Raw genomic sequence first — 17,218 nt, forward strand, 5'->3', positions numbered from 1 at the left:
TCGAACCATGAGATGACCGCGCTCACGCCTGGCTGGCGTAGGCGTAAAGCAGCGTCTCCTGAGCACTGATCGGCTCGGCATCGCCCGAGTCGCAGAGATGGTACTGACCCTCGGTGTCGAGTTCCCAGCTCTGGCAGTTGTCCAGTAGATAGGTGTCCAGATCCTTGCGCACCTGCTGAGCGACCTTCTTGTCCAGCAGCGGGAAGCAGGTCTCCACCCGATGGAACATGTTGCGCTCCATGGCGTCGGCGCTGGAACACCACACCTCGTGCTTGCCATCGTTGTGAAAGTAGTAGACGCGGGTATGCTCGAGGAAGCGACCGATGATCGAGCGTACCCGGAGATTGTCGGAGATACCCGGTATGCCGGGGCGGAGGCAGCACATGCCGCGAATGATCAGCTCGCAGGTCACGCCGGCCTGGGAAGCCCGATAGAGCGCGCGAATCAGCTTGGGCTCGGTGATCGCATTGCACTTGAGAACGAGCCTGGCCTTCTTGCCGCTCTCTGCCAGTTTGGCCTCGCGCTCGATCATCGCGATCAACGTCTTGTGCAGCGTGAATGGCGCATGCAGCAGCGTCTGGATCTTGCGTGGCTTGCCCATGCCGGAGAGCTGCTGGAACACCTTGTGCACGTCGTCGCACAGCGCCTCGTTGGCGGTCATCAAGCTGTAATCGGTGTACAGCTTGGCGGTCTTGGCGTGATAGTTGCCGGTGCCGAGATGGGCGTAGTGACGGAGCGTGCCTTTCTCGCGGCGCACGATGTGCATCATCTTGGCGTGGGTCTTGCAGGCCATGACACCGTAGATGACGATGGCACCGGCTTCCTGCAGCCGGGAGGCCAGGGCCAGGTTGTCGGCCTCGTCGAAGCGCGCCCTCAGCTCGATGACGACGGTCACTTCCTTGCCGCCGCGCGCGGCCTCCACCAGTGCGCCGACGATCGACGAGTCGGCGCCGGTGCGATAGAGGGTCTGCTTGATGGCCAGCACGTCGGGATCCCGTGCCGCCTGGCGCAGCAGATCCTCCACCGGGGTAAACGACTGGAAAGGATGATGCAGCAGGATGTCGCCCTGAAGAATGGCGGAGAACAGGTTGACCTCGCCGCGTAACGGCTTAGGCAGGCCGGGCGTGAAAGGGCGGTAGCGCAGGTCGGGGCGTTGGACGTCGCCGAGTACCGCCATCATCCGGGTCAGGTTGACCGGACCGTTGACCCGATAGAGATCCTCCTCGCCCAGCTCGAACTGCTTGAGCAGGAAATCGATGAGGCTGTCGGGGCAGTTGTCGGCCACCTCCAGACGGACGCCGCTGCCGTAGCGTCTGGCCAGCAGCTCCCCACGCAGCGCGGAGGCCAGGTCCGAGACTTCTTCGGGATCGACCGACAAATCGGCGTTGCGCGTCAGCCGGAACTGATAGCAGCCGCCCACTTCCATGCCGGGAAAGACCTCGTGGGCATGGGCGTGGATCATCGACGACAGGAAGACGTAGTCGGTGAAGCCCTCCTCGCAGAGCGCATCCGGCAGCCGGATCAGTCGCGGCAGCGAGCGCGGTGCGGGCAGGATCGCCATGCCGCCCTCGCGGCCGAAGGCATCTGTGCCATCGAGCTCGACGATGAAGTTGAGGCTCTTGTTGACCAGTCGCGGAAACGGGTGAGACGGGTCGAGCCCGATCGGACTGATGACCGGGGCGATCTCCTCCTCGAAATAGTCGGTGACCCAGGCCGCCTGCTCGGGTGTCCACTGGGCGCGGCGCCGGAAGCGTATCTTCTGCTCTTCCAGTGCCGGCACCAGCACATCGTTGAGAATGCGGTACTGGCGTTCCACCTGTTCGTGAGCGATACGTGACACCTCGCTCAGGACGCGAGCGGGCGTCATGCCGTCGGCACCGGTCTCCTCGCGAAACGAGGCAAGCTGATGCTTGAGCCCGGCCACGCGAATCTCGAAGAACTCATCGAGATTGGAAGAGAAGATCAGCAGGAACATCAGGCGGTCGAGTAGCGGATGCGAAGGGTCCAGAGACTGCTCGAGCACGCGGATATTGAACTGCAGGTGCGACAGCTCACGGTTGAAATAGAGCGCAGGATCGTCGAGATCCGCCTGGGAGGAGGGCGTCTCCTTGGCATGGATGCCCTTGCGCGTACGGTTGACGCGCAAGGGTTTCGCATTGATCTCCTCCCCGCTAACCGATAATGGCGTATCGGTTGAGGCGGCGGGTGTATCGATAGTATTGGGCGTGTCTGGTGTGCCTGAGTCTGTCATCTAAAGTCTCCGGTACCGGGGCAGACACGCCCGCGGCCCTCAGGAATTGAGCAATTGTGCGGCGCGTTTGGCGAAATAGGTCAAGATCCCGTCGGCGCCCGCGCGCTTGAAGCAGGTCAGCGACTCCAGGATCACGCTGTCGGCATCCAGCCAGCCCTTTTCGAAGGCAGCCATGTGCATGGCGTATTCGCCGCTGACCTGATAGGCGAAGGTCGGGACACCGAAGGAGTCCTTCACGCGCTGGATGACGTCCAGGTACGGCATGCCGGGCTTGACCATGACCATGTCGGCGCCTTCCTGAATATCCAGTGCCGTCTCGTGCAGCGCTTCGTTGGTGTTGGCCGGATCCATCTGGTAGCTGAACTTGTCGGCCTTGCCCAGGTTGCCGCTGGAGCCGATGGCATCGCGGAACGGGCCGTAATACTTCGAGGCGTACTTGGCCGAATAGGCCATGATCTGCGTCTCGTGCAGCCCCTCGCGTTCGAAGGTGGCACGAATCTCCCCGATCCGGCCATCCATCATGTCGGATGGAGAGATCACGTCCGCTCCGGCCTCGGCATGGGACAGCGCCTGCTTGATCAGCGCTTCGATGGTGCGATCGTTCATCAGATAGCCGTTCTCGTCCGGCACCCCGTCCTGACCGTGGGTCGTGTAGGGGTCGAGCGCCACATCGGTGATGATGCCGAGATCCGGGAAGCGCTCGCGCAACGCCCGAATCGCACGCTGGATCACGCCGTCCGGATTCCACGCTTCGGCGCCGTCGACAGTCTTCTTTTCCGCCGGCGTGAAGGGAAAGAGATCGATCGCCGGGATGCCGAGTTCGACCAGCTCTTCGGTCTCGCGCAGCAGCTCGTCGATGGACAGACGCTCGACGCCCGGCATCGACGCGACCGGCTCGCGGCGCTTCTCGCCGTCGAGCACGAAGACGGGAAGAATCAGGTCGTCAGTCGTCAGTGTCGATTCTCTGGCCAGGCGGCGGGAAAAATCGCTCTTGCGTAGACGACGCAGGCGGGTGGCCGGGTACTGACGAGGCAGGTTGTAACGCATGAATGTCTCCACGGTGGACGGCGAACATGCCTTGCGGCACGTTCGCGGCGCCGGTAGCTACTCTACCGACGGCGAATGACAGAACGATGACAGTGGGTTCGATGCCTCAGTATAACAACCGTGAGGGCCGACAGGATGAGGGCGGTTGTCGCAGCGGCTTGTCACGGCAGTGCCGCGCGAACGGATCAGTCCGCGCCGGTCGGATCTTCCGCGCGGCGACGCTGGACGATACGGCCGAAGACGATGCCGACCTCGAACAGAAGCCACATGGGCACGGCCAGCAGGCTCTGCGAAATGATGTCCGGCGGGGTGAGCAGCATGCCGATGATGAAACAGATCAGGATCACATAAGGGCGCTTCTTGCTCAGGCTCTTCACGTCGGTGATCCCGGTCCAGATGACCAGAAAGGTGGCGATGGGGATTTCGAACGCCACGCCGAAGGCAAAGAACATCTTCAGCACGAAGTTGAGATAGGCGTTGATATCCGTCATCACCGTGACGTCCTGCGGCCCGGTATGCACGAAGAAGCTGAACAGCAGCGGGAACACGACATAGTAGGCGAAGGCGGCGCCGCAGTAGAACAGCAGAATGCTGGAGGCGAGCAGCGGGAATGCCAGCGCTTTTTCGTGCTTGTAGAGCCCCGGCGCGATGAACGCCCAGGCCTGATAGAGAATGAACGGGATCGCGGCGAAGATCGCGACCACCATGGTCAGCTTGAACGGTGCCAGGAACGGCGAGGTGACCTCGGTGGCGATCATCTTCGATCCCACCGGCAACAGGGCCACCAGCGGGTCGGCGACGAAGCGGTAGATCTCGTTGGAGAACGCGTAGAGCCCGACGAAGATCACCACGACGACGATCACGGCCTTCATCAGTCTGGAGCGCAACTCTATCAAGTGCTCGATCAGTGGCGCCTGTGGCTGCTGTTCATCTGGCGGTGGAGAAGAGGCATCGCTCATCGGGAAGCCGAATCCTTGTCCGCGGGGGAGGAAGAAGAGGCAGCGGGGGGCGACTCAGGGGACGACGACGGCTGCGGGTCGGCGTCGGAGGTTGCCCCGGCCGATTGCCGGTCATTCCCGGAAGAGGGCGTCGATATCGAGGGCGTCGATGTCGAGGGGGACGAGCCGCCTTTCGAGTCGCTTTCGAAGTGCTTCTCGACGCCTCGGCGCGCCTGGTTGACGCCCTCGTCCAGTTTCTTCTGCTGCTCGGCCAGTTTCTGGCGCAACTCCTCGGCCTCGAGCTGAGAGGTGATCTCCCGCTGCATGGTCGAGACGCTGCGCTTGATCCGGCCGACCCAGAGGCCGGCGGTACGGGCTGCCTTGGGCAGGCGCTCCGGCCCCAGTACCAGCAAGCCCACGATGCCGATCAGCAGAAGTTCGAAGAAACCGATATCGAACATGTCGGTTACTTGCGCTCGGCCTTGTCGCTGGACGTCTGCGTCTCGTCGGCGCGGCTATCGAAGTTGCTGTCCTGGGTGGTGTGGTTCGCCGAGTCCTGGGAGTGGTTGATGCTATGCTGCGTCGTGCTCCCTTTTTTCTCGTCTTCGTCTTCACCGACGGCCTTCTTGAAGCCCTTGACGGCACCGCCCAGGTCGCTGCCGACGTTGCGCAGTTTCTTGGTGCCGAAGATCAGAATGATGATCCCGAGAACGATCAACAACTGCCAGATGCTAATCCCGCCCAGCATAACTTTCTCCTTACCGATGCGCGTTGGCGCGATGATGATTCATGAGTCTCGCTGGCGCGATGCCTTTTCGTCCAGCCCCGAAACGCCGAAGCGCCGGGCCAGTTCCGCCAGTACTTCACGGTGGTCGATATCGAGGTGCGACAGCATGACCAGACTGTGAAACCAGAGGTCGGCCACTTCGCCGACCAGATCCTGACGGCTCTTTGCATCATCCGCCTCGACATCCTTGGCAGCAAGCAGCGTTTCCGTCGCTTCCTCGCCGACCTTTTCCAGGATCTTGTTGAGGCCTCGATGATGCAGCTGCGCGACATAGGAGCTATCCGGGTCCGCGCTGCGACGGGCGTCCAGTACCGCCGCCAGTTGCTCGAGAGTATCACTCATGAGATGACATTCCTGCTTCTGAGGCTAGATTGGCTTCGAGCCGCCCCGACTGCGTCGGAAGCTGTAAGCCGTAAGCTTTAAGCCATAAGAAAAACCAAGTCGCGAGCTTCGGGCGCCGGCTTCGGGGCGCTGTAAAAAGCAGCTTCGAGCTCGATGACTTCGACGTACGGGGCGTCATCATACACTCAGCGCCACGCCAGCAGCACTACGCCCAGGCCGGCCGCGACCAGCACCGGCCACGGTTGCTGTTCCGCCCACGCCAGCATCGGCTGCCAGGCCAGCGCCACCGCCAGCAGAACCGCGCCCAGGCGCAGGCGTCGGGCGCGGGGGGCGGCTCGCTGGAAGCGGGCTTCCAGGCTCGTCAGCGCCTCCGTCTGCTGACGGTTGAGCCGACGCTGCTGCTCGCGGTCGGAGAGAGCCTGGTGCGCGAGCACCGGCAGTTCCGGAATCTGATGCGCCAGTTCCGGCGCGTGCTTCTGCAGTGTCTTCCAGAAGCCCTTGGGCCCGGCGCGCTCACGCATCCAGCGCTCGAGATAGGGCTTGGCCGTGCTCCACAGGTCCAGATCGGGATAGAGCTGGCGACCGAGTCCTTCGATGTTGAGCAGCGTTTTCTGCAGCAGTACCAGCTGTGGCTGGACTTCCATGTTGAAGCGCCGCGCGGTCTGAAACAGCCCCAGCAGCACCTGACCGAAGGAGATGTCCTTGAGCGGCTTCTCCAGAATCGGCTCGCACACCGCGCGGATCGCCGACGCGAACTCGTTGGCTCGCGTGCCTTCGCCGACCCAGCCGGATTCGATATGCAGTACCGCGACTTCGTAATAGTCCTGGCGGAAGAACGCGAGCAGGTTCCGCGCCAGATAATCCTGGTCTTCCCGGGTCAGGCTGCCGACGATACCGCAGTCGATGGCGATGTAACGAGGCTCGGTGGGGTTGTCCCGCGAGACGAAGATATTGCCGGGATGCATGTCGGCATGGAAGAAATTGTCGCGGAAGACCTGGGTGAAGAAGATCTCGACGCCACGCTCGGCCAGCTTCTTGAGATCGGTGCCCTGGGCGCGCAGGGCATCGATATCCGCCACCGGAATGCCGTTGATGCGTTCCTGGACCATGACCTGACGGTGAGTCAGCGACCAGTGGATGGCAGGCACGTAAAGTAGCGGCGAGCTCTGGAAGTTGCGCTTGAGCTGCGAGGTATTGGCGGCTTCCTTGTTGAGATCGAGCTCGTCGAACAGTGTCGCTTCGTAGTCCTGGACCACTTCCACCGGCCGAAGGCGACGCGCTTCGGGAATCCGGCGCATCAGGCGCGCGAAGGTATACAGCAGCCCGATATCTTCGCGCATGATGCGATCGATACCGGGGCGAATGATCTTGACCACGACCTGCTCGCCGCTGTGCAGCTCGGCGGCGTGCACCTGGGCGATCGACGCCGAGGCCATCGGCTCGGTCTCGAACGCCGCGAACGCTTCCTCGACCGTCTGGCCCAGCTCGAGCTCGACCATGGCGCGGGCGGTTTCGCCGGGGAAGGGCGGAACCTGATCCTGCAGCCGTTTGAGTTCATCGGCGATATCCGGCGGCAGCAGATCGCGTCGCGTCGACAGCATCTGGCCGAACTTGACGAAGATCGGGCCCAGCGATTCCAGCGCCAGGCGCAGTCGCTTGCCCCGCGAATGGTCGCCGATCGGGATCAGGCGAACGGGAGCGAAGCGCCACAGCCAGCGAATGACCGGTGGCAGGCGTTCCTGGGGAACCAAGCTGTCGAGGCGATAACGGGAGACGGTCCAGGCGATGCGAAATAGCCGCAAACTCATGAATGCGACTCCCGGCGACGTTGCAGCCGAGCCACTCTGGCCCCGAGTCGATCGACGGCCTGCTGGAGTTCGGTCAGATGGTCACGGGCGACGGCCAGCTGGTCGCGTCCCGCCAGCCAGCGTCGTTCCTCGAACAGATACTCATGCATGTCCTGTTGCCATTCGTTGGCCAGAAAACGGGCCTGACGGTCGAGATGACGGATACCGCTGGCCACGCCGTGCGCGGTGCCATTGCCCAGGATGCTGGCCAACGCGCCTTCCCAGTCGATGTCGAGATCCATGAACAGAGTCTGGATGGGAGCCAACAGCCCCGTCTGGCCGGTAACCGGCAATTGCCCGCTGAACAGCAGCCGTTCGGGCGAGTCGCCCGCCATCAGGCGGGTGAGGACGTCTCGGGTGACGGTGATCTCGAGATCGTCCGCGTCGTGCCAGTCATGCACGCGCCCCAGCGTGACGCCATCGTCATGAAAGGCCACGCGCAGTCCGAGCCGGGCCTCGGCGAAAGTCAGGCGCAGGGTATGACCGGCCAGTGCCGCCAGCCTCGCGGGCGATGCGGGGTCACGTCGCAGCAGCGTGTTCAGCGAGCGCTCCAGCGCGACCAGGGCGAATGTATCCAGCATGAGGCCAGCCCTCAGAGCTTGATGCCGCGGTGGAGCGCGACGATGCCGCCGGTCATGTTGGTATATTCGACGCGCTCCAGACCGGCAGCCTGCATCATGCCCTTGAGCGTTTCCTGATCGGGATGCATGCGGATCGACTCCGCCAGATAGCGATAGCTGTCGGCGTCGTTGGCGACCAGTCGGCCCATCTGCGGCAGCAGGCGGAAGGAGTACTGGTCGTAGGCCTTCGACAGCAGGCCGTTGACCGGCTTGGAGAACTCCAGCACCAGCAGGCGACCGCCGGGCTTGAGAACCCGCGTCATCGAACGCAGCGCCGCGTCCTTGTCGGTGACGTTGCGCAGGCCGAAGGCGATGGTGATGCAGTGAAAGCTGTTGTCCGGAAACGGCAGGCTTTCGGCGTTGGCCTGCACGTATTTGACGTTGTCGCCGACACCATGATCAATCAGCTTGTCGCGTCCCACGCGCAGCATGGATTCGTTGATATCGGCGAGAATGACGCGGCCACTGGGTCCTACGCGCTTGGCGAACTGTCGGGTCAGATCGCCGGTGCCGCCAGCGATGTCGAGAACGCGGTGGCCCTGGCGAACGCCGCTGCGCTCGAGCGTCAACTGCTTCCAGAGACGATGGATACCGAACGACATCAGGTCGTTCATGACATCGTAACGCGCGGCCACCGAGTGGAAGACGTCCGCCACGCGGGCGGCTTTCTCGTCGATCGCTACTTTCTCGTAGCCGAAGTCGGTCGTGCGCTTGTCCATGTGCTTTTCTCCGAGATGACGCGAGCGGCGATCGTGCGCCATTGGGGCGGTGATGTCGCTGTCTGGGCGGTGTGCTGCCAGGCGGCTCGAGCAGGTGCGAAAGGCGCGCTCGCGGCCGGGGTAAATCGATGTGAATCGACCGAGTCCGCATTGTAGCGTCTGGTCGCAAACTTGTCTTTGCGCATCATGACGCACCAACAAACTTGTCTTTGCGCATCATGACGCACCAAAAAGAAGACGGCGGCCCGTTGGCCGCCGTCACGCTCAAGGGTCTGGCATCAGACCTGATGGATCTGGATCACGCTGGCCTCGCGCGAAGCACCGGCGCGCTGCAGTCGGGCGAGATAGTCGTCCCACCAGGCTTGCCGATGAGTCGCCATGTCGTAGAGATATTCCCAAGTGTAAAGCCCGGTATCGTGTCCGTCGTCGAAATGCAGCTTCAACGCGTAGCGACCGGCCTGGGAGATATCCAGCAGACCGACATTGCGCTTGCCCGTCTGCAACACGGCTTCGCTGGGGTGATGACCCTGGACTTCCGCCGAAGGCGAATAGACGCGCAGCAACTCGATCGGCAAGCGATAGCTTTCGCCATCGGGATAGCCAAGCTCGAGCTCGCGATCGCCCTTGTGGTAGTGAACGCGGTTGGGAACGGGGGCAGGCATTGGAAGACTCCTAGCTTCGACCGCGCCGGAGTTGGGGCGCGATAGAGAGTAGCTTCGAGTGAAGCCGCTTGTCGATGCGACAAGCGGCGGTCATCGTTTCGCGGCTCGCGGCTCGCGGCTCGCGGCTCGCGGCTCGCGGCTCCTCGTCAGAGGATATACCGCGACAGGTCTTCGTCCACGGCGAGTTCGCCGAGCTTGTCATTGACATAGTCGGCATCGATGACCAGCGGGCTGGCGAAGTCGCCGCCCTGGAACGAGGCTTCCTCGAGCAGTCGCTCCATTACCGTATGCAGGCGTCGGGCGCCGATGTTCTCGGTGCCGTCGTTGACCTGCCAGGCGATCTCGGCGATGCGGGAAATGCCGTCTTCGGTGAACTGGACATCCAGCCCTTCGGTGCCGAGCAGTGCCCGGTACTGCTTGGTCAGCGCGGCCGACGGCTCGGTCAGGATGCGCTTGAAATCGTCCGGCGTCAGCGCCGTCAGTTCGACCCGGATCGGCAGGCGGCCCTGCAGTTCCGGAATCAGATCCGACGGCTTGGAGAGGTGGAAGGCGCCGGAGGCGATGAACAGGATGTGGTCGGTACGCACCATGCCGTGCTTGGTGGAGACGGTGGAGCCCTCGATCAGCGGCAGCAGGTCACGCTGGACGCCCTCGCGGGAGACATCGCCGCCGCTGCCGGATTCGCCGCGCTTGGCGACCTTGTCGATCTCGTCGAGGAACACGATCCCGTTCTGTTCGACCGCTTCCAGCGCGCGCTGCTTGATCTCTTCCTCGTTGACCAGCTTGGCGGCTTCCTCGTCCTGCAGCAGCTTCCAGGCGTCCTTGACCGTGACGCGACGCGTCTCGGACTTCTGCTTGCCCATGTTGGCGAACAGGCTCTGGAGCTGGTTGGTCATCTCCTCCATGCCGGGCGGCGTCATGATGTCGACCCCCTGGCTGGCCGGCGTCACCTCGATGTCGATCTCCTTGTCGTCGAGCTGGCCTTCACGCAGCTTCTTGCGGAAAACCTGACGGGTGGAGGAGTCGTCGCGACCGGCATCGTACTCGCTGCCCCGCGGACGCGGCAGCAGGGCGTCGAGAATACGATCCTCGGCGGCATCCTGCGCCTTGTGGCGAACTTCGGTCTTGGCCTGCTCGCGGACCATCTTGATCGCCATTTCCATCAGGTCGCGGATGATCGATTCGACATCGCGGCCGACATAGCCGACCTCGGTGAACTTGGTCGCTTCAACCTTGAGGAAGGGGGCGCCGGCCAGCTTGGCCAGCCGCCGCGCAATCTCGGTCTTGCCGACGCCGGTCGGGCCGATCATCAGGATGTTCTTGGGCACGATCTCGCCGCGCATGTTCTCGTCGAGACGCATCCGGCGCCAGCGGTTGCGCAGCGCGATGGCGACGGCACGCTTGGCGTCGTGCTGGCCGATGATGTACTGGTCGAGCGAATGGACGATCTCACGCGGCGTCATCGAAGACTGGGTCAGCGCCGGCTGCATGCTGGCGGTTTCCTGGGAAGGAGTCTGAGACATGGGAATGGGGCCTCGTTACAGCTCTTCGAGCGTGATCTGGTGATTGGTGAAGACGCAGATGTCGGCGGCGATGTTGATCGACTTCTCGGTGATCTCGCGTGCGCCGAGATCGGTGTTCTCGAGCAGTGCCCGCGCCGAGGCCTGGGCGAAGTGGCCGCCGGAGCCGATGGCGATGATGCCGCGCTCGGGTTCCACCACGTCACCGTTGCCGGTAATGATCAGCGAGGCGGTCTTGTCGGCGACGGCCAGCATCGCTTCCAGGCGGCGCAGCGCGCGGTCGGTGCGCCACTCCTTCGCCAGCTCGACCGCGGCCTTGGTCAGATGCCCCTGATATTTTTCGAGTTGCGCCTCGAAGCGCTCGAACAGGGTGAAGGCGTCGGCGGTGCCGCCAGCGAAACCGGCCAGAACCTGGCCGCGATGGAGGCGGCGAACCTTGCTGGCATTGCCTTTCATTACCGTATTGCCCAGCGACACCTGGCCATCGCCGGCCAGGGCAACCTGATCGCCACGGCGCACGGATACGATTGTGGTCATGCAATTAACTCCCAATGGCGCGCCGTCAAGTCTGGCCGACGGCGCCGAAAAACCGGTGTCATCGCGTCCGAATCAAGGATGACGGGTACGACGCGATGCAGCATGAATCATCAAGTGCGGGCAGGACCTTCGGAAATCAAGCCATCGGCGAGCAACGGCGGGAAAGCGGCGAGGCACAGAGGGGCAGAACACAAAGGGCAGAAGAAGGGAAAAGACGGGAAAAGACGGGAAGAATGATAGGGGGAGAGACGCAGGGGAGAAAGACAGGAGGGAAAACCGCGAAGGCGTAACGGCCGGCGAAGAGTGCCGGCCGTGTTCTGTCTCGTGCTCGCGACGTTGCAGACGTCTCGCCTGCGGGGCTCAGTTCTGCAGGCGCAGCAGCAGCGGCTCGATGCCCTGGGTCACCATCAGGTCCTGGGCACGCGAGAGTTCGCGCTTGTCCTCGTAGGGGCCGACCTGAACCCGGTGCCACAGTTGATCGCCGTTGGCGCGGACATCGGTGATCTTGGCCAGCAGGCCGAAGTCCTTGAGCCGGTTGGCCAGGCGCTCGGCATCGCCAAGATCCCGGAACGAGGCGGCCTGCAGGACATAGCGGCCACCGCTGGGCGTCGGCTGCTTGGTCTGGTTCGCGGCGTCGTCGGCAGCGGCTTCCTGCGTCGCCTTGGCGGTCGGCTCCGGCGACGAGCTATCGCTGCTGGGCGCGATGACTTCCGTTTCCGGCAGCAGCGTGTAGAACTCGAACGTCGGCGTGGCCGGCTGTTGTGCAGTGCTGTCGCCGGCATCGGCGTTGCCACCACTCTGCTGGCCCTCGCTACCGCCGCTGGTCTGAGTGGAGGTCGGGCGAGGCACGACGGCAGCGACGGGCTCCGGCGAGGAGCGGTCCAGATACTGCGACAGGGCGAAACCGGCGATCAGGCCGGCAATCGCCCACAGCCACCCCGGAATGCCGCCGAGACCACCGCCTGGACTGCTGCCGGATCGGCGCGGGCGAGCCTTCGTCGTTGCACCTTTGGGCGAAGAACGGGAGGGGGACGGGCGGCTGTTCTGAGCGGGGCGGCGTGCCATGTCTTACATCTCCTCCGGGGCGCTGACGCCGAGTAGCGCCAATCCATTGCCGATGACCTGGCGTGTCGCCAGACCCAGTGCCAGGCGTGCGTTACGCAGCTCGGCATCGTCTACCATGACTTTCTGGGCGTTGTAGCAGGTGTGGAAGTCACTGGCGAGCTCGGTCAGATACTGCGCGATCTGATGCGGCTCGCGGGTGCGGGCGGCGCGCTCGACGACATCGGGATAACGCGCCAGACGATTCATCAGCGCCTTCTCCTGGGGGGCATCGAGACGCTCCAGATTGGCCATCGCGATGGCGTGGTCGAAAGCGAGATCGTCGCTTTCGGCCTTGCGCAGCACGCTGCAGACGCGGGCATGGGCGTACTGGATGTAGTAGACCGGATTGTCGTTGGTCTGCGACCGTGCGAGATCGATATCGAACGTCAACTGGGAGTCGGCGCGTCGTGCGGCGAGGAAGTAGCGCGTGGCATCGCGGCCGACTTCGTCGATCAGATCCCGCAGCGTGACGTAGCTGCCGGCACGCTTGGAGAGCTTGACCTCGACACCGGAGCGGGTCACCAGCACCATCTGGTGCAGCACGTAGTCCGGCCAGCCCTGCGGGATGCCGGCTTCCAGCGCTTGCAGGCCGGCGCGCACGCGAGTGACGGTCGAATGGTGGTCGGCGCCCTGTTCGTCGATCACGGTGGTGAAGCCGCGCTGCCACTTGTTGTAGTGATAGGCGACATCGGGCACGAAGTAGGTGTAGTCGCCGTCGCTCTTGCGCATCACCCGATCCTTGTCGTCGCCAAAGTCGGTGGTGCGAAGCCAGAGCGCGCCGTCGGCCTCGTAGGTGTGCCCGCCGGATACCAGCGCTTCGACCGTCTCTTCGACCCGGCCTTCGGCATATAGCGACGATTCCAGAAAATAGACGTCGAACTCGACTCCGAACGCCTTGAGGTCGAGATCCTGTTCGCGACGCAGGTAGGCCACGGCAAAGGCGCGGATGGCATCTTCGTCTTCCGGATCGGCCTTGGCGGTGACTTCGCGGTCGTCGGCAGTCACGGTTTCGCCGGCCAGATAGGCCTGGGCGACATCCTTGATGTAATCGCCGCGATAGCCGTCCTCGGGCCAGCCTTCGTCGTCGGGGCCGAGGCCGAGGGCGCGGGCCTTCACGGAGCGCATCAGGTTGTTGATCTGGGCGCCGGCGTCGTTGTAGTAGAACTCGCGGGTCACGTCGAAGCCGGTGGCTTCCAGCACCCGGCACAGGCAGTCGCCGATGGCGGCGCCACGGCCATGGCCGACATGAAGCGGCCCGGTCGGGTTGGCGGAGACGAACTCGACCTGCACCTTTTCTCCGGCGCCGATCATGCTGCGCCCGAAGGTGTCTCCGGCATCCAGAATCTGGCTGACGATGCCCGCGATGGCATCGGTCGCGGCGAAAAAGTTGATGAAGCCCGGCCCGGCGATCTCGGTCTTGCGGATCGCGTCGTTCTCGGGAATCGCGGCTACCAACTTGTCGGCGAGGTCGCGCGGCTTGCAGCCGGCCGGCTTGGCGAGCACCAGCGCCAGGTTGCTGGCGTAGTCGCCATGGGCCTTGTCGCGGGTCGGGTCGACCTTGATTGCCGGACTCACGTCTGCCGGTAGATCGCCTGTCTGCTGCAGCTTGGCGATGGCGGCTTCGAGCAGTTCTGTAATCGTCTCTTTCATGGGTTACTTCGTAGTCGTGGGGCCTGGGCTTGGGGCTCTCGGCCCGACCCGGCGCGGGGTGCCGCGGATCTGGGCGTCGTGAACCTGCCGTCACGACGCGGGAAAAAGGCAGCCATTATCGGTGATTGCGGCATGGCTTTAAACCCTAACCACCGAGCTTCGAGCTTCGAGCTTCGAGCTTCGAGCTTCGAGCTTCGAGCTTCGAGCTTCGAGCTTCGAGCTTCGAGCTTCGAGCTTCGAGAAAGGGATTGCGAACTTCGTGAGTTGGCGAGGATCGTGTTCGCGGCTCGCGGCTCGCGGCTCGCGGCTCGCGGCTCGCGGCTCGCGGCTCGCGGCTCGCGGCTTCAGCTCAACGTCATCGGGTCGATATCCAGCGACCAGCGGACGCGTCGCGAGGCGGCGTTCTCAAGCCAGCCGACCAGCCAGGCGCCGGCTTCGTGCAGGGCGCTGCGTTTTTCCGCCGACAGCATCAGTTGCAGGTGATACCGGTTCTGGCGCCGTTCCATGGGCGCCGGCACGGGGCCGAGACAGTGGACTGCCAGACGACGTTTGGCAAGCCAGGCGCGTACGGCATCACCGGCCGCGTCTGCGGTCTCGCGGGCGTCTTCCTCGCGGGTGGCTTCGAAACGCGCCAAGGCCAGATAGCGATAGGGCGGCAGCCCGGCCAGGCGTCGCTCTTCCAGCATCTGATAGGCCAGCGCGTCGTAGCCGCTATCCGCCAGCAAACGCAGGTTCGGGTCGTCGGGATGCAGCGTCTGGACCAGCACGCGGCCGGCTCGGTCCGCCCGCCCGGCGCGTCCGGCCACCTGTACCAGTAGCTGGGCGCTCTGCTCGAGCGCGCGGAAATCGCTGGCGTAGAGGCCGGCGTCGGCATTGACCACGACGACCAGTGTCACGTGGGGAAGATGGTGGCCCTTGGCCAGCATCTGGGTGCCCACCAGGAGGCCCGGTTCGCCGCGGCGGATCTCGGTCAGCAACTGGTCGAAGGCTTCCTTGCGTCGCGTGCTGTCCCGGTCGATGCGATAGACCGGGACGTCCGGAAACAGCGTGGTCAGCGTTTCCTCCGTGCGTTCGGTTCCGGCGCCGAGCGGCCTCAGGTCCGCACTGTCGCAGCTCGGGCAGGCGTCCGGTTGCGGCGTCTGGTGTTCGCAGTGATGACAGACCAGCCTCGGCGGCTGGCGGTGCAGGGTCATGCGCGAGTCGCAGTGGCGGCATTCGGCGATCCAGCCGCACTGGTGGCAGGCCAGCGAAGGCGAGAACCCGCGCCGGTTGATGAAGACCAGTACCTGCCCCTCGGCTTTCAGTGCCTGGCGGATGGCATCGATCACTGGCGGAATCAGGCCGCCCTGGCGCAGGCGGCCGCGCAGATCGACCAGCTCCAGCTTGGCCGGGGCATGACGACTGGCGCGCTGGGTCAGGCACAGGTGCCGGTAGCGGCCGCTGCGTGCCTGGGCCAGCGTTTCCAGCGATGGCGTCGCGCTTCCCAGCAGGATCGGCACCCCGTCGCGTTGCGCGCGGGCCATGGCCAGGTCGCGGGCGTGGTAGCGCAGGCCGTCCTGCTGCTTGAACGAGCCATCGTGCTCTTCGTCGACGATGATCACGCCGGGCCGCGCCAGTGGCGTGAAGATGGCGGAGCGGGTGCCGATGATGATCGGGGCGCGTCCGCTGCGGGCGGCCTCCCAGGCATCCAGCCGCTCCAGGTCGGTAAGCCCGGAATGCAGTGCCACCACCGGCGCACGAAAGCGCTTGCGAAAGCGCGATAGCGTCTGCGGTGTCAGGCCGATCTCAGGCACCAGTACCAGTGCTTGGCGGCCCTGTCCGAGCACGCCTTCGATCAGTTGCAGGTAGACCTCGGTCTTGCCGCTGCCGGTAACGCCATGGAGCAGGCAGGGGTGGAAGCGGTCCAGCCCTTCGTGCAACGCGGCCAACGCTGCCGACTGCTCGCGATTGAGCGGCAGGGCGGGTTCGGCCAGCAGCGCTCCCGACCACCCTTCGCCGGCGGTCAGCGGCTCCCGAATGCAGGTGATCAGCGCCTTGTCGAGCAGCCCCTGCAGTTGGGCACGGGTGTAACCTTGTGCGGTTATCGCGGAGGTGATCATGCCGTGGCGATGCTGGGCCAGGAGCTTTACCAGTTCACGCTGGCGCGGCGCGCGGCCTAGCGCGTCGAGGGCGAGGGCTTCCGAGGCGTTCAGTTTCCAGCGTTCGCGAACCCGGGCCTCGAGCGGCCGTCCCTGGCGTAGCGGGCCGGGCAGGGCATGATGCAGCGTATCGCCCAGCGAATGCTGATAGTAGCGGGCGGTGAACTGGCACAGCCATAGCCAGTCCGCCGGCAGTGGCTCGTCGTCGAGGCGCTCCGTGATCGGCTTGAGCTGCTGGGCGGGCAGTTCGCTGTGCGTGGTACATTCCATCACGACCCCGACCAGGTGGCGCCGGCCGAACGGGATCTTGACGCGCAGCCCCGGTCGCCACCCGCCTGCGGGCGGTTGACCGGCGGGGCGATAGTCGAAAAGTCGCCTCAGCGGCGTAGGAACGGCAACGCGAAGAATCCGAGGAGGCGTTGATGCGCTCTCGGGGGCGATACGGGAATCTGCCAATTGGCCTCCATGAAGAGTTCTGCTAAAATACGCCGCCTTCCGACGTAGGGTTCGTCTTTTATCCGTGGTGCGATCATCGCCTGGCGATGCCGACTACGGGATTCCAGGCGGGCCGGTCGCGCGGGAGTGAACCGCGATTCCCTATCCGTGTACGGTGCCTGGCAAGAGATCAGGTGGCGGTACACCGCAAAGCGAGGCTTCACGATGAAACAGTCTATTCATCCCGAATACAAGACAGTCACGGCGACCTGTTCCTGTGGCGCGACCCATTCGATCGGCACCACGGCCAGCGAAGATTTCCACATCGACGTCTGCTCGCAGTGTCATCCGTTCTACACCGGCAAGCAGAAGCAGGCGACCACCGGTGGCCGCGTCGAGCGTTTCAACAAGCGCTTCGGTGCTGCAGTGCGTCGCGGTTAAAAGCGCGTCTCGCTACAACCGATTGGTTGTCGAAAAGCCCGCCTTGATGGCGGGCTTTTTTGTGCCCGCTCGATGGCTTTTTAAGTTTTAAAAGGCAAGGGTTAAGTTTTAAAAGATAAGGGGCATCGGATTTATCGACTGCCCCGAAGAGATGGATAAGGAATGTTTTATGGCTGAGGC

16 protein-coding genes are annotated in these 17,218 nt (G+C 64.0%); 1 reads left to right on the top strand and 15 read right to left on the bottom strand.

Translation table 11 applies throughout. The features are described from left to right. Positions 1-22 precede the first annotated feature (22 nt). The 15 genes from ppk1 to BC443_RS10875 form a co-directional block, all read right to left on the bottom strand. The gene (ppk1, locus tag BC443_RS10805) at positions 23-2,251 is read right to left on the bottom strand and encodes a polyphosphate kinase 1 (RefSeq protein ID WP_071231836.1); all 2,229 of its coding nucleotides are present in this window, start codon (positions 2,249-2,251) and stop codon (positions 23-25) included. A 39-nt stretch (positions 2,252-2,290) separates the two neighbouring features. Further along, complete coding sequence (gene hemB / locus BC443_RS10810; RefSeq protein WP_071231837.1) at positions 2,291-3,298, bottom strand: porphobilinogen synthase; 1,008 nt, start codon at positions 3,296-3,298, stop codon at positions 2,291-2,293. Between the two features lie 185 nt (positions 3,299-3,483). Then, positions 3,484-4,257, bottom strand: a complete 774-nt coding sequence (gene tatC / locus BC443_RS10815) for a twin-arginine translocase subunit TatC (RefSeq protein ID WP_071231838.1) — start codon at positions 4,255-4,257, stop codon at positions 3,484-3,486. Further along, positions 4,254-4,697 carry a Sec-independent protein translocase protein TatB gene (tatB, locus tag BC443_RS10820; RefSeq protein ID WP_071231839.1) on the bottom strand — a complete coding sequence of 148 codons (444 nt, stop codon included), beginning with the start codon at positions 4,695-4,697 and terminating at the stop codon, positions 4,254-4,256. The genes tatC and tatB overlap by 4 nt, the downstream gene beginning before the upstream one ends. 5 nt (positions 4,698-4,702) lie before the next feature. Continuing rightward, entirely contained in the window at positions 4,703-4,984 is a 282-nt protein-coding gene (gene tatA / locus BC443_RS10825; RefSeq protein WP_071231840.1) for a Sec-independent protein translocase subunit TatA, read from the bottom strand. A 39-nt stretch (positions 4,985-5,023) separates the two neighbouring features. Next, entirely contained in the window at positions 5,024-5,365 is a 342-nt protein-coding gene (locus BC443_RS10830; protein ID WP_071231841.1) for a phosphoribosyl-ATP diphosphatase, read from the bottom strand. Positions 5,366-5,550: 185 nt separating this feature from the next. After that, a complete protein-coding gene (gene ubiB / locus BC443_RS10835; protein ID WP_071231842.1) occupies positions 5,551-7,173 on the bottom strand; it encodes a ubiquinone biosynthesis regulatory protein kinase UbiB in 1,623 nt (540 codons plus the stop codon). Continuing rightward, positions 7,170-7,793, bottom strand: coding sequence for an SCP2 sterol-binding domain-containing protein (locus BC443_RS10840; RefSeq protein WP_071231843.1), 624 nt, complete (start codon positions 7,791-7,793; stop codon positions 7,170-7,172). Before BC443_RS10840 ends, ubiB begins: the two co-directional genes overlap by 4 nt. A gap of 11 nt (positions 7,794-7,804) precedes the next feature. Then, entirely contained in the window at positions 7,805-8,551 is a 747-nt protein-coding gene (gene ubiE / locus BC443_RS10845) for a bifunctional demethylmenaquinone methyltransferase/2-methoxy-6-polyprenyl-1,4-benzoquinol methylase UbiE (protein WP_071231921.1), read from the bottom strand. Positions 8,552-8,829: 278 nt separating this feature from the next. Beyond that, entirely contained in the window at positions 8,830-9,213 is a 384-nt protein-coding gene (locus BC443_RS10850) for a DUF971 domain-containing protein (RefSeq protein ID WP_071231844.1), read from the bottom strand. Between the two features lie 146 nt (positions 9,214-9,359). Next, the gene (hslU, locus tag BC443_RS10855) at positions 9,360-10,736 is read right to left on the bottom strand and encodes an ATP-dependent protease ATPase subunit HslU (protein WP_276232373.1); all 1,377 of its coding nucleotides are present in this window, start codon (positions 10,734-10,736) and stop codon (positions 9,360-9,362) included. Between the two features lie 15 nt (positions 10,737-10,751). Further along, entirely contained in the window at positions 10,752-11,270 is a 519-nt protein-coding gene (hslV, locus tag BC443_RS10860; protein WP_071231846.1) for an ATP-dependent protease subunit HslV, read from the bottom strand. A gap of 360 nt (positions 11,271-11,630) precedes the next feature. Beyond that, positions 11,631-12,335, bottom strand: a complete 705-nt coding sequence (locus BC443_RS10865) for an SPOR domain-containing protein (protein WP_071231847.1) — start codon at positions 12,333-12,335, stop codon at positions 11,631-11,633. Positions 12,336-12,338: 3 nt separating this feature from the next. Continuing rightward, on the bottom strand, positions 12,339-14,024 hold the full coding sequence (gene argS, locus BC443_RS10870) for an arginine--tRNA ligase (RefSeq protein WP_071231848.1): 1,686 nt from the start codon (positions 14,022-14,024) through the stop codon (positions 12,339-12,341). 344 nt (positions 14,025-14,368) lie between these two features. After that, the gene (locus BC443_RS10875) at positions 14,369-16,618 is read right to left on the bottom strand and encodes a primosomal protein N' (RefSeq protein WP_071231849.1); all 2,250 of its coding nucleotides are present in this window, start codon (positions 16,616-16,618) and stop codon (positions 14,369-14,371) included. A 204-nt stretch (positions 16,619-16,822) separates the two neighbouring features. Between BC443_RS10875 and rpmE the strand changes: the two genes are divergently transcribed. Next, positions 16,823-17,038 carry a 50S ribosomal protein L31 gene (rpmE, locus tag BC443_RS10880; protein ID WP_071231850.1) on the top strand — a complete coding sequence of 72 codons (216 nt, stop codon included), beginning with the start codon at positions 16,823-16,825 and terminating at the stop codon, positions 17,036-17,038. Positions 17,039-17,218 lie beyond the last annotated feature (180 nt).

Source organism: Salinicola sp. MIT1003, from assembly GCF_001858555.1.
Lineage (GTDB): Bacteria > Pseudomonadota > Gammaproteobacteria > Pseudomonadales > Halomonadaceae > Salinicola > Salinicola salarius.